At 62.0% G+C, this 13,109-nt stretch carries 11 protein-coding genes and 1 pseudogene; 1 reads left to right on the top strand and 11 read right to left on the bottom strand.

Features of this window, described 5'->3' with window-relative positions; genetic code table 11:
- Positions 1-57 precede the first annotated feature (57 nt).
- Positions 58-2,253 carry a glycoside hydrolase gene (locus AB5I78_RS01140; protein WP_369301796.1) on the top strand — a complete coding sequence of 732 codons (2,196 nt, stop codon included), beginning with the start codon at positions 58-60 and terminating at the stop codon, positions 2,251-2,253.
- A 105-nt stretch (positions 2,254-2,358) separates the two neighbouring features.
- On the opposite strand, the gene AB5I78_RS01145 is transcribed toward AB5I78_RS01140, so the two are convergent.
- From AB5I78_RS01145 to tcyJ, 11 genes and pseudogenes are all read right to left on the bottom strand, one after another.
- The gene (locus tag AB5I78_RS01145; RefSeq protein WP_369301795.1) at positions 2,359-2,985 is read right to left on the bottom strand and encodes a class I SAM-dependent methyltransferase; all 627 of its coding nucleotides are present in this window, start codon (positions 2,983-2,985) and stop codon (positions 2,359-2,361) included.
- A gap of 39 nt (positions 2,986-3,024) precedes the next feature.
- The gene (locus AB5I78_RS01150; RefSeq protein ID WP_145159760.1) at positions 3,025-3,669 is read right to left on the bottom strand and encodes a methionine ABC transporter permease; all 645 of its coding nucleotides are present in this window, start codon (positions 3,667-3,669) and stop codon (positions 3,025-3,027) included.
- Positions 3,659-4,774, bottom strand: coding sequence for a methionine ABC transporter ATP-binding protein (locus AB5I78_RS01155; protein WP_369301794.1), 1,116 nt, complete (start codon positions 4,772-4,774; stop codon positions 3,659-3,661). The genes AB5I78_RS01150 and AB5I78_RS01155 overlap by 11 nt, the downstream gene beginning before the upstream one ends.
- Positions 4,771-5,585: pseudogene (locus tag AB5I78_RS01160) on the bottom strand (MetQ/NlpA family ABC transporter substrate-binding protein). The gene AB5I78_RS01155 and the pseudogene AB5I78_RS01160 overlap by 4 nt, the downstream one beginning before the upstream one ends.
- A gap of 142 nt (positions 5,586-5,727) precedes the next feature.
- Positions 5,728-7,080: an LLM class flavin-dependent oxidoreductase gene (locus tag AB5I78_RS01165; RefSeq protein WP_145159766.1), complete on the bottom strand. Its 1,353-nt coding sequence runs from the start codon at positions 7,078-7,080 to the stop codon at positions 5,728-5,730.
- Positions 7,080-8,273 carry an SfnB family sulfur acquisition oxidoreductase gene (locus AB5I78_RS01170; protein WP_369301792.1) on the bottom strand — a complete coding sequence of 398 codons (1,194 nt, stop codon included), beginning with the start codon at positions 8,271-8,273 and terminating at the stop codon, positions 7,080-7,082. The genes AB5I78_RS01165 and AB5I78_RS01170 overlap by 1 nt, the downstream gene beginning before the upstream one ends.
- A 24-nt stretch (positions 8,274-8,297) precedes the next feature.
- Positions 8,298-9,539 carry an SfnB family sulfur acquisition oxidoreductase gene (locus tag AB5I78_RS01175; protein ID WP_369301791.1) on the bottom strand — a complete coding sequence of 414 codons (1,242 nt, stop codon included), beginning with the start codon at positions 9,537-9,539 and terminating at the stop codon, positions 8,298-8,300.
- Positions 9,540-9,726: 187 nt separating this feature from the next.
- Positions 9,727-10,512, bottom strand: coding sequence for a hypothetical protein (locus AB5I78_RS01180; protein ID WP_369301790.1), 786 nt, complete (start codon positions 10,510-10,512; stop codon positions 9,727-9,729).
- Between the two features lie 381 nt (positions 10,513-10,893).
- Complete coding sequence (gene tcyN / locus AB5I78_RS01185; RefSeq protein ID WP_369301789.1) at positions 10,894-11,640, bottom strand: L-cystine ABC transporter ATP-binding protein TcyN; 747 nt, start codon at positions 11,638-11,640, stop codon at positions 10,894-10,896.
- A gap of 3 nt (positions 11,641-11,643) precedes the next feature.
- The gene (tcyL, locus tag AB5I78_RS01190) at positions 11,644-12,309 is read right to left on the bottom strand and encodes a cystine ABC transporter permease (protein WP_106577395.1); all 666 of its coding nucleotides are present in this window, start codon (positions 12,307-12,309) and stop codon (positions 11,644-11,646) included.
- Positions 12,309-13,103, bottom strand: a complete 795-nt coding sequence (tcyJ, locus tag AB5I78_RS01195) for a cystine ABC transporter substrate-binding protein (RefSeq protein WP_145159776.1) — start codon at positions 13,101-13,103, stop codon at positions 12,309-12,311. The genes tcyL and tcyJ overlap by 1 nt, the downstream gene beginning before the upstream one ends.
- Positions 13,104-13,109: the final 6 nt, after the last annotated feature.

The raw sequence follows: 13,109 nt of genomic DNA on the forward strand, positions 1-13,109 counted from the left end.
GTCTGGCAGTAAGTGTTTTACCCTCCGGGCCTGTTTGCGTTTTGGAAGGCCCGTGTCATGCGCCGTTTAGTGCTGATTTTTTGCCTGTTGCTGTCTCCCCGACTCTTCGCTGGCACCGTGCTGGAAAACGCCCTCTGGCGGGTCGAACTCGACCCCGCCACGCTGGCGCTGCGCGTCACCCCGGCGGGCGAGGCCGTAGTGCAGGCCTCCAGCGGTGTGGCGGCGCACGCGGTCACCGATGTGCAGGCCGATGCCGGGCAAGCCACTTGGCAGTGGGACAGCGGCGCCTACCAGCTGACCGCGCGCCTTGAGCAGCGCGACCTTGCCCTGACCATCAACGCACGCGAGCCGGGCCCATTGGCGCTGTTGCGCCAACCCGCCGAGGCCATGGGCAAAGGCTTGATCTGGCCCTTGGCCGAAGGGCATTACGTGCCGGCGGGTAACACCCTCTGGCAGGCGTTTTTGCTGGAACAGGGCGAGGTCAACACCACCCAGGATCTGAGCCTGCCGCTATGGGGCGTGGACCATGGGCGCTTTACGCTCAATTGGTTGCTGACCAACCCCTATAACAATCGCCTGGCGTGGCAGGCCGATGGCAACGGTCTGGCGCTGTTGGCATCCCATGAATTCACCGCACTGCAACCCACCGCGCCGATGACGCTGCGCCTGCACCTGGGCGATGCCGACCCGCTGGCCGGGGCCAAGCGCTATCGCCAATGGCTGGTGGAGCAGGGCCGTTATGAGCCACTGGCGGACAAGCTGCGTCAGACCCCCGAGGCTGAAAAGCTGCTGGGTGCCAGCCACGTCTATCTGTGGGGCAATGACCTGTTAGGGCCCCAGGATGTGCGCGACTGGCCGCTGCTGGTGAAGGTGCTGCGCGGCCACGAACTCAAGGGCTTGCTGGACAAAGAGACCACGCAGGTGCTGACGCAGGCCGGCACGTTGGATCGCTACCAAAAGACGGTTTTGCTGCGTGAGCTCAACGCGGCGATCAACAAAAAGGCCCGGCAAACCTGGCAGGCCAGCGACGAGCCGGACATGCGCCAACTTGCCGAGGGGTATGGTGCACTCCGGCATGAACTGGCCACGGCATTTGCCGGCGCCTTGACCGACAGCCCTGCCACTTGGGGCAGCACCCTGTCGGCCAAGACCCTGAAGTCGCTGCAAGACGCGGGGCTCAAGCGGCTGCTGCTGACGTTGGGCGAGGGTTGGGAAGGCGGCCTCTGGCACCCCGAAGCGATTCAGGCGGGGGTCAACGCGGGCTACTTGATGGCGCCCTACGACTCCTATGAGACCGCACTGTCCATCACCGAAAACCCGGACTGGACCACCGCGCACCTGGGCGCCAAGGCTTATCGCAACTGCGCCATCGTGTTGAAGGACGGCAAGCTCAAGACCGGCTTCCAGCAATCGGGCCATTACACCGACCCGCGCTGCGTGCGGCCGTTACTGGAAGCGCGGGTGAAAGCGGTGCAAGCCAAGGCCGGTTTTAACGCCTGGTTCCTGGATGCCTACGCCACCAGTATGGTTTTCGACAGTTACCGTGACGGCGCGCCAATGACCCAGGCGCAAAACGCTGAAGGCAATATCGACGCGTCCCGCTGGCTCAACACGGTGCTCAAGCTGCCCGCCGGCTCCGAAGACGGCAATGCGGTGACAGCCCAAGGCATTCTGTTTGCCCACGGCATGCAGACGCCAGTGATTGGCTGGGGTGATCGCGAGATGACCCAAGACAAGCAATCGCCTTACTACGTAGGTAACTGGTACCCGCCGGAGCAACCGACGGTCTTCTTCAAGCCCGTGCCGCTCAACGAGCCGTTTCGCAGCGTGTATTTCGACCCGACGATGCGCCTGCCGTTGTATCAGGCGGTGTTCCACGGCTCGGTGATCACCACGCATCATTGGTTGTTCGACAGTTTGAAGCTGAGCAATGTGCGGGCTGAAAATGAGTTGACCCAGCTGCTCTACAACGTGCCGCCGCTGTATCACTTGAGTGCGGCGACGCTTAAGCAGCGGATACCGTTGATACAGCGCCAGGACCAGTTTTTTCGGCCGTTGCATGAGCGCTTGGCGACACAGGCAATGACCGATTTTCGTTGGCTGACGGCCGATCGGCAGATGCAGCAAACCACGTTTGCCGATGGCACGCGGTTGGTGGCGAATTTTGCTGCTGGGGACAAAGAAGGGTATGCAGGAAAGAGTGTGACGGCGTTGGTAGAGGGTGAAAAACCTAGGGTGTATCAGGTGGATTAGCTGGGCCGCTGACGCCTTCGCGAGCAAGCCCGCTCCCACATGGAAATGCATTCCAAATGTGGGAGCTGGCTTGCCTGCGATAGAGCCGGGCCAGACGACGAAAATCTACAGTTTGCGCCACACACTCGCCAACCAAGGCTGCTGTTCCCGCGGCAACCCGGCCGGCCGGTAGTAATGCTCCAGCTCCACAAACCCGGCCGCCGTCAGCAGACCCTGCCAGGTTTCAAGGTCGTGATAAGACCCATAGCGAGGCCCGTTCCAGCCTTCCAGGTTTTCACCGCGCGGGTTGGAACTGAACAGCACGCCGCCAGGCTTCAGCGCCCCACGCAACTGCTTGAGCACCCGTGGCAGCTCCTGCTTGGGAATATGAAACAACACCGCGTTGGCAAACACCCCGTCGAAGCGTTCGGTCGGCAGGTCCAGCTTGAGAAAGTCCTGCTGCAGCACTTCACAGCCACTGTCCTCGCGGGCCATTTGCGCAAACCGTTCGCAGCCATCGAGCCCCACGGCGATATGGCCCATACGCGTAAACGTCCGCAGATCACGCCCCGGCCCGCAGCCGAAATCCAGCACGGTAAACGGCGCTGTACCCTGGATATGGCGCAGCAGCGCGTCGATGTTCTGGCTGACATCGTGATCGCGGGTGCCTTCACGGAAGTCCTCGGCCACCTTGTTGTAGTGGCCGAGGGTGATGGAGGTGATCTGGTTGAGGTCGTCGGGCTTGAGGGTCATGGCGGGGAATACCGGGCGCTGAGATCGCCCGACTATACCTCACCGCTTGTTCAGCACCCGAGCCAGGCGATCGCCGCCCAACTGAATCACCGCGACGAGAATCACCAGCAACACAATCACGGTGAGCATGATCTGCGTATCGAAACGCTGATAGCCGTAGCGGTAGGCAATGTCACCCAGGCCGCCTGCGCCGATGGCGCCCGCCATGGCTGACGAGTTGATCATGGTCACCAGCGTGATCGTGAATCCGCCCACAATCCCTGGCAGTGCTTCTGGCAACAGCACGTGCCAGATGATGTGCCAGCGGCGGCAGCCCATGGCCTGCGCGGCTTCGATCAAACCGTGGTCCACTTCGCGCAGGCTCACCTCGGCGATCCGCGCGAAAAACGGCGTGGCGGCGATGGTCAGCGGGACAACGGCCGCCCACACACCATAGGTGGTGCCGACAATCAGCCGGGTAAACGGGATCAGCGCCACCATCAGGATCAGAAACGGAATGGAGCGGAACAGATTGACGAACGCGCCGAGCACGCGGTTCAGCGCCGGTGCCTGGTAGATGCCGCCCTTGTCGCTGGTGACCAGAAACACCGCCAGCGGAATACCTACCAACAGCGCGATCAACGACGACACGCCCACCATCAATAGGGTGTCGATGGCGCCCTGCAATAAACGCTCAAACCACATAGCCCAGCACCTCCACCTGTTGCGCCCAACGCCCGGCCAGGGTGCGCAGTGCTTGTGCGTTGTGCGGCGAGCCATTCACCGCCAACAGTAATTGCCCCAAGGCATGCCCCTGAATGCGTTCCACGCCGCCTTGCAGCAAGCGCACGCGTCCGCCAAGGGCGCCGAACAGCGCGGCCAGGTCTGGCTCATCGGTATCGCTGCCGGTGAACTGCAAACGCAGCACCAACGCGGCGTCGGCCGATGTCTGGGTGAGTTGCAGGCGGTTTTGCAGTTCTTCCGGCAGCCCGTGTTGCAGCGGCGCCAACAGGGTTTTGCTGACCTCATGCTGCGGGTTGCCGAATACTTGCCACACTGGGCCTTGCTCTACGATTCGACCGTGCTCAAGCACCACCACGCGGTCGCAGATTTCACGGATCACCGCCATCTCGTGGGTGATCAACACGATGGTCAGGCCCAGGCGTTTGTTGATTTCGCGCAGCAGGCCGAGGATCGACTGCGTGGTTTCCGGGTCGAGGGCCGAGGTGGCTTCGTCGCACAGCAGAATCTGTGGGTCGTGCACCAGCGAACGGGCAATGCCGACACGCTGTTTCTGCCCGCCGGACAGCTGCGCGGGATAAGCCTTGTGCTTGTCCTGCAAACCCACCAGCTCCAGCAGCTCACGCACCTTTTGCTCGCGCTGCAGCTTGGGCACGCCGGCGACCTTCAGCGGCAGCTCGACGTTCTGCCACACCGTTTTGGCCGACATCAGGTTGAAGTGCTGGAAGATCATGCCGATGCGCCGACGCAACGCGACCAGGCGGTCTTCGTCGTACTCGCCGATGTCCACCTGATCGATCAGCACGCGCCCGCTGCTGGGTTGCTCCAGGCGGTTGATGGTGCGGATCAGCGAGGATTTGCCGGCGCCGCTGCGGCCGATGATGCCGAATACCTCACCGCGCTGGATCGCCAGGTCAATGCCTTGCAAGGCATGCACGCTGCCGTCATAGGTTTTGCCCAGGTTGATAAGCCGCACATGGGCGCGGTTCAAATCCGGGTGCAGTTCTGTCTGCTCGGCGTCCCTGGGCGCGGTGCCCAGGTCGCGCAGTTGGGCGTTGGCGGCGGTCATTTTTTATCTTCCCAGCCGACTTGGTAGAGCTTGCCGAGGGATTTATCCAGCGCGGCGCGTACCACCGGCGAGTGCTGGTAGATGTCGACGAACTTGATCACGCGCGGGTCGGTCTTGCTTTTGGGCTGGATCACAAACTGGATCACGTATTCCGGGTGATCGAGGCCGTCGAACAGCAGCGCCGACTCGGCATCGAAGGTCTTGGACAGACGGATGTAGGCCGGGTAGCCCTGCACCAGATCGGCGTCGTCATAGGCGCGCACCAGCTGCACGGCTTCCACTTGCAGGATCTTGATCTTCTTCGGGTTGGCGATGATGTCTTCTTCGGTGGCCTTGTAACCCACGCCCGGCTTGAGCGTGATCAGCCCGGCCTTGGCCAGCAGTTGCAGGCCACGACCGCTGTTGATTGGGTCGTTGGCGATCGCCACGCTGGCGCCCTGAGGCAGGTCGTTGAAGTTTTTGTACTTCTTCGAATACAGGCCAACGTTATTGATGATGCCCGGCGCATACGGTACCAGGTCGAACCCGGCGGCAGCCTTGGCGTTTTCCAGGAACGGGATGTGCTGGAAGTAGTTCACGTCGATGTCGCCGGCGGCGAGGCTGACGTTGGGCGCGATCCAGTCGGTGAACTCCACCAGTTCGACCTTCAGGCCTTGCTTGTCGGCTTCGGCGACGGCGGCTTCCAGGGAATCGCGAAGGCGGCGGTGGTGCCGACTTTGAGCGGTGCATCGGCGGCGAATACCGCCGAGCTGAATAAACCAAGGGCCAGGGCCAGTGCTTTGACTGGGTGGGTGAGCAGGGTCTTTTTCATAATCGATTTCCAGTCATAAGGTGTGAGTGCAAACAACTCGGTCAACTGTGGGAGCTGGCTTGCCTGCGATAGCGGTGGGCCAGCAAAAAAAATGTGCCTGACAGACCGCCATCGCAGGCAAGCCAGCTCCCACAGTTTTGGTTCAGTGTCGGTAGGTGGAACCGGTGTGTTGTTCGGGTAAGCGCGCGGAGCCATGGAAGACTTTTTCGCGCAAGGTGCCGGCCTCATAAGCCGTCTTGTACGACCCACGCTTCTGCAACTCCGGCACCACCAGATCAATGAAGTCCACGTAGCTTTCCGGCGTGACAATGCGCGTCAGGTTGAAGCCATCCAGCCCGGTTTCGCTGATCCACGATTCCAATTCGTCAGCGACCTGTTCCGGTGAGCCGACCAAGGTGATGTAGCGCCCGCCGAGGGCGTGCTGCTCGAGCAATTTGCGCCGCGTCCAATCGTTGTTTTGCAGGTTCTTGGTGGCCGACTGAATCGCGTTGCTTTTCACGTACTGGATCGGTTCATCGATTTCGTATTGAGCAAAGTCGATTGCCGTAGAGGCCGAGAAGTGCGCCACACCGGCTTCCGGGCTGGCATAGCTCACGTACTCGGCGTGCTTGGCCCAGGCCAGTTCTTCGGTGGCGCCCACGATCACGTTGAGGCCCATGAACACCTTGATGTCCTCCGGGTTGCGCCCCGCCTGGGCCGCACTGGCGCGCACCTTGTCCACCTGGACCTTGGTGGCGGCCTTGTTCTGCCCGCTGATGAATACGCACTCGGCATGGCGCCCGGCGAACAGCAAGCCGCGCTCCGAGCTGCCGGCCTGGAACAGCACCGGCGTGCGTTGCGGCGACGGCTCGCAAAGGTGATAACCCTCGACCTGATAGAACTCGCCGTGGTGCTCAACCTTGTGCACCTTGCCGGGCTGCGCATAGACCCGTTGCTGTGGATCGTTGATGACCGCGTCGTCTTCCCAGCTGCCTTCCCAGAGTTTGTACAGCACTTGCAGGTATTCATCGGCCTGGTCGTAGCGCCGGTCATGCTCGACCTGTTCGGTCAGGCCCATGGCCTTGGCGGCGCTGTCGAGGTAGCCGGTTACGATGTTCCAGCCGACCCGGCCACGGCTCAGGTGGTCGAGGGTGGACATGCGTCGGGCGAACAGATACGGCGGCTCGTAGGTGAGGTTGGCGGTGAGGCCGAAGCCGAGGTTTTGGGTGACGGCCGCCATGGCCGAAACCAGCAGCAACGGGTCATTGACCGGCAGCTGGATCGACTCTTTGAGCGGCACGTCGATGGAGTTCTGGTAGACGTCGTACACGCCGACAATGTCGGCGATGAACAAACCGTCGAACAACCCGCGCTCCAGGGTCTGCGCCAGGTCGGTCCAGTATTGGAGGGTTTTGTACTGCGTCGAGGTGTCCCGTGGATGCGTCCACAGGCCGTGGTTGATGTGCCCGATGCAGTTCATGTTGAAGGCATTGAGCAGGATCTTTTTCTTCGCCATCAGATGGTCCCCCGCAGTGGCGGGTTTTCATCGTTGAGGTAGTAATTGCCCACCGCATGGTACTTCCAGCGCACCGGGTCGTGCAGGGTGTGCACGCGGGCGTTGCGCCAGTGGCGATCCAGGCCATGTTCGGCCAGGGTCGCCTGGCTGCCGGCCAGTTCGAACAAGGTGCTGCCGGCGGCCAGGGAAATTTCAGTGCTCAAGGCGCGCACTTCGGCGACGGCGATGGACGCTGCCGCGACGGTTTCGGCAGTGCTGTCGGCCTGGGCGCGGTCGAGGAACTCACCGGAGCGTTCCAGTAATGCCTCGGCGGCGTGCAGGCGAATGCTCAGGTGGCCGAAGCTTTTCAAGGTGAGCGGGTCTTCAGTGGCCTTGTCGTTGCCGGAGTCGATCCACGGCCGGGTCTTGGTGCGCACAAAATGCAGCGCATCCTCGAAGGCGGCACGGGCGATGCCGGTGTCGATGGCAGCGTGAAGGATCTGCGCCAATGGGCCGACTGTGGTCGGGCGCTCGAAGGCGCTCTGGAACGGGACCACATCCTGTGCGGCAACCCACACGTTGTCGAACACCACGGAGCCGCTGCCGGTGGTGCGCTGGCCGAAGCCGCTCCAGTCGTCGATGACCGTCAGGCCTTCGCTGTCGCGCGGCACAAATGCCAGTTGCTGCACGCCGTGTTCATCCACCACTGAGGTGGGGATGCGTTGCGCGTAGATGGCGCCGGTGGAGTAGAACTTGCGGCCGGTGATACGAAAACCGTCGCCGTCGCGGGTGATTTGGGTCACCCGGTCATGGGCAGTTTTGGTACCCAGCTCCGCCAAGGCGTTGCCGAAACGTTGGCCCGCGAGCACCTCGGCGTACAGGCGTTTTTGCTGCGCCGGGCTGCCATTCACGCGCAGCACTTCCAGGGCATAAAAATGGTTTTGCGGGATCTGGCCCAGCGAGGCGTCCGCCTGGGCAATCAGCGCAATGACCTTGGCCAGGGTGACGTTGGACACACCCGCGCCGCCGTGTTCCTTCGGCACGCTGATACCCCACAGGCCGGAGCGCGAAAACACGTCCAGCTCGGGCAGGGGCAGGCGGCGTTCGCGGTCGCGCTGGGCGCTGTCGCGACGAAAGTCTTCGGCCAGGTCGCTGGCGACAATAAGGGCTTGTTCGTCGCTGGTGATAACCGCGACGTTTGTAGAGAAAGTCATGATGTTCTCCAGATGTCTGGTCGGTCAGATCCAGGAATGACGAGCCGGCAACGTGCCGTTCAGGCGATAGGCGCCGATGGCGTGATACTTCCAGCGCACCGGGTCGTGCAGGGTGTGCACGCGGGCGTTGCGCCAATGACGGTCGAGGTTGAATTCGGCGAGGGTGGCGCGACTGCCGGCCAGCTCGAAGAGCTTTTCGCTGACCAGCAGCGAGACTTCGGTGGTCAGCACTTTCGCTTCGGCCACGGCAATCGACGCGCGCGCGGCGGATTGCGCGGTGATCGGCGCAGCGCTGACCTCGTCCAATACCTTGCCGGCCTTGCGCAGCAGTGCCTCGGCGGCATGCAGTTCGATTTTCAGCTTGCCGATATCGGCGATCACATACAGGTCATCGCTGGCGCGTTCGACCTTGGCGTCGATCCATGGGCGCGAGCGTTCACGCACGAAGGCGATGGTGTCATCCAGAGCGCCGCGGGCGATGCCGGCGTCGATGGCCGCCTGGATCAATTGCGAGACGGCGCCCTGGATGTTCGGGCTTTCGCCGATGCGCCAGTTCTCTATCACCAGCTCGGCGTCCACCGGTACCCGGTCAAGCAGCACGGTGCCGCTGGCGGTGGTGCGTTGGCCGAAGCCCGACCAATCGTCAACGATGCGCAGCCCTTGCGTGCCACGGCGCACAAAGGCCATGACTTGTTTGCCGTCATCGTTCAACGCCTTCACCGCCACCCAATGGGCAAACAGCGCGCCGGTGGAGTAGAACTTCTGGCCGCTGACCACGTAGCCATCGCCTTGGGCGGTGAGCCGCGCTTTGAGTTCCAGGGTGTTTTTGGTGCCGCGTTCCGGGCCGCCATTACCGATGCGCCAGCCGTCGAGGACGCTCTGGAACAGCTGTTTTTTCTGGCGTTCGGTGGCAGCGCCCTGCAGCAGATGCAGGATGCCGAAGTGGTTCTGCGGGATCTGCCCGAGGGCCGGGTCTGCCGCGCTGATGATCGCGAACACCTCGGCCAGGGTCACGAACGATACCTGTGGGCCACCGTATTCACGGGGAATGGAAATACTGCCGAGCCCGCTGCGGGTGAACTGCTCAAGCTGCGCCCAGGGCAGCTTGCGCTGCTGGTCGCGCTTGGCCGCTTGCAGGCGCGCGGCCTGAGCCAGTTCGTGGGCTGCGCTCAACGCTTGCGCGTCGTCGCGCAGCACAGCCGCCGGCAACAGCAGTGGGGCTACGTCCAGATCACTCTGGGGGGGTGTTAGAGCCAAGTTAGACATCAGCGCCGCTCCTTGGCTGCACGTAATGCCCTGGCGTTATGCACCGGGGTAATTCTGACCATACCGACCTCGCATTCAATGAAATAAAAACAGAAAAATCAGAGATGTCCGGTGGTCCGGTGCATATACCCTAAGCTTGTTAAATTTTTAAATAAACTAACTTTTAGGAATATGCATAGAAGGTCTGTTACCCAGGTTCGCAGGGAGAACCGGGCTGACGTGGTTGATAGGTCGACGTGGCCCCGGCCGGGCGGGCCGGCGCCTGCGCCGAGCAGGCGGCGATGTTCAACGTGCGCGCGGGTGCCCAGCGCGAATTATTGCCGACGCGGTCCAGAATGCAGTACGTCACGTCCAGCCGGCAGTCGTCGCCCGCTTCGACAATCACCGCAGAGGGCACCCACACCTGCACCGTCAGACCGACGTCTTTGCTCTGGATCGTCGGCAGGTCCAGACGCACGTCGCCCCAACGCAGGGTGATGGCGTCGCCGGTGGCCATATGCGCGTACGGCTCGATGCTCAGCGGAATGCCGCGCCGCACCTGGCTACCGTTGATGCCGTAGCGGCGGATCATGTCGGGCAGGCTGACGGGCGCAAGGTTCTGGTTTTCGTCACTGAACAGGGGCGACGGCTGGCCGCCGGGTGGGCAGGTCTTGACCCGCACGTGCGTGACCGCCGAACGGGCCGGGCCGTGGCCGATCTGCATGACCTGGTAGTGAATCTGCGCCGAGCCATCCTGCACAAAGCTTTGCGGGATGCGCAGGCGGGTGGGAGTACCGATTTTGCACGCGCTCACGCGCCGGGAGTCGGCAAAGCAGTTGTTCCAGAACAGCTCGATCAGGTCGCCTTCCTCCATGCCGGGGTAGGGGGCGATATCCACCTGCAGTTGGGCGGCGGCGAGGGCGTTGATACCGTATCGATTAGCCTGGGGCAGCGTCGGTGCGGTAAGCATGGCCGAGGGTGCAGTGCGCGTCATAAGTCATCTCCTTGATGCAGCCAGCAGCAATCGTTCCGGCGCCCGTGGCGCGAGTGTGCGCCGGGTGCCGAAAGGAACGATTCAGTGAATAGCCGGGATAGGATCCAATCCTCTGGGCCCTAGATAAGAGGGTTGGCCGGCGGGCGTCAATGGCGGCAAAGGGCTAAACGGCGGGTTGGAGCAGATTCAGAAAGAGCTGACGAGGCGGGGGATTTTAAGGTGGGTGCGGCGGTGCGTTTTATTCGTTATCGCGAGGATTTTATGTAGGAACGCGCTTTGGTGGGCGCTGGCTTGCCTGCGATAGCATCGCTGCGGTGTGACTGACACACCGAGGTGCCCGCATCGCACGCAAGCCAGCGCCCACCTAGGTTTTTTGGGGTGTCAGTGGGCCAGAAACTTGCTCAGGAACTGCTTGGTGCGTTCTTCCTTGGGGTTGGCAAACAGCGCCTTGGCCTCGCCCTGTTCGACGATCACGCCCTTGTCGAAGAAGATCACCCGGTTGGCCACACCCCGGGCGAAGCTCATTTCGTGGGTGACGATGACCATGGTGCGGTTTTCTTCGGCCAGGCTGCGGATGGTCGCCAGTACTTCACCAACCAGCTCCGGGTCGAGTGCCGAGGTGGGTTCGTCAAACAGAATCACCTCCGGCTCCATGGCCAATGCACGGGCGATTGCTACGCGCTGTTGCTGGCCACCGGACAAGCGCCGCGGGTAAGACCCTTCCTTGCCCGCCAGACCGACCCTGGCCAGCAGCGCGCGGCCCAGTTCGGTGGCTGCTTCGCGAGGCATCTTCTTGACCACCATCGGGCCTTCGATGACGTTTTCCAGCGCAGTGCGGTGCGGGAACAGGTTGAAGTTCTGGAACACAAAACCCACGTGCTGGCGCAAGCGCCGCACCAGGCCTTGCTGCTGGTTGAGCGGCTTGCTGCTGTCGATCTCGATGTCACCCACCTTGATGCGACCGCTGGTGGGTTCTTCGAGGAAATTCAGGCAGCGCAGGAAGGTGGTCTTGCCGGAACCACTGGGGCCAATGATGGCGACTACTTCGCCTTCCTTGACCTCAAGGTCGATCCCGTTGAGTACCACCTGACCCTTGAATTGTTTGGTCAGCTTTTCAACCACGATCATGCTTCAAGACTCCAGGTCATGCCGGTTGACCCGGTCTTCCAGGCGGTTCTGAAAATGCGCCAGGATGCTTGCCAGGATCCAGTAGATCAGGGCAGCGGAGAGGTACATGGTGAAAATTTCGAAGGTGCGCGCAGACACCAATTGGGCCTGGCGGAACAGCTCGGGCACCTGGATGGTAGCGGCCAGCGCCGTGTCTTTTACCAGCGAAATAAAGCTGTTGCCCAATGGCGGCAAGGCCGTGCGCATGGCCTGCGGCAGGATGGCCCGGCGCAGGGTCTGCGCACGGGTCATGCCGATACTGGCTGCAGCTTCCCATTGGCCGCGCTCGATGGAGCTGATGGCGGCGCGCAGGATTTCACAGGCGTAAGCCGCCATGTTCAGCGAAAAGCCAATCATGGCGGCCGGGATCGGGTCCAGCTCGATGCCCACTTGCGGTAAGCCGTAGTAGATCAGGAACAGCTGCACCAGCAAGGGCGTGCCGCGAAAGAACGACACGTAGACGCGGGCGATCCAACTGACCAACTTGAAGCGCGACAACCGCATCAAGGCCAGGCCGAAGCCCAGCAGCAAGCCGAAAAACATCCCGCCGAGGCTAAGAATCACCGTGTAGTACGCGCCCTTGAGCAGAAAGGGCGCGGAGTCCAGCGCGAGTTGGAAACCTGCTTCCATTATTGAGTGACGTCAGCGTTGAAGTATTTCTCGGACAGCTTCTTCAAGGTGCCGTCGGCACGCAGTTTGTCGAGGGCCTTGTTCACGGCGTCGAGCAGTTCAGGCTCGCCTTTGCGCAGGGCAATGCCGGCTTCCTGGCGGGAGAAAGCATCACCGGCGGCAGCAGTGTCCGGGGCTTTCTTGGCGTATTCCAGCGCGGCCAGACGGTCGATCAGGATGGCGTCGATGCGCCCGATGCGCAGGTCCTGGAACTTGGTAGGGTCATCGTTGTAGGTCTTGATGATGGCTTTGGGTTGGTTGTCCTTGAGCCATTGTTCGTAGTTGGTGCCCAGGCCTACGCCGACTTTCTTGCCGGCGAGGTCGTCGGCGGTTTTGATGGCGTCGACGTTTTTCTTCAGCACCAGCGCCTGGATACCGGAAACGGTGTAAGGCTTGGAGAAGTCGTACTTCTTCTTGCGCTCTTCGGAGATGGTCACTTGGTTGACCACGGCGTCCAGGCGCTTGGATTCCAGGGCCGCGAGGATGCCGTCCCACGGTGTGGCTTGCAGCTTGACCTTGACGCCCAGCTCTTTGGCCAGCGCTTCGGACAGCTCGACTTCGAAACCGCTGAGCTTGCCGCTTTCATCGACGAAGCTGAACGGCGGGTAGGTGCCTTCCAGGCCGATCTTGATCTCGCCGGCCTTCTTGATGGTGTCCAGCTGCTCACCAGCGATGGCCTGGCCCATCAGACCAGCCCCGAGTGCCAAGCCCAATGTGCCAACCAGCAACGTGCGACGGAATACAGAAATAGTCATGAACAG

Origin of the sequence: Pseudomonas sp. N2-3-1-14, assembly GCF_041228395.1 — a bacterium.
Lineage (GTDB): Bacteria > Pseudomonadota > Gammaproteobacteria > Pseudomonadales > Pseudomonadaceae > Aquipseudomonas.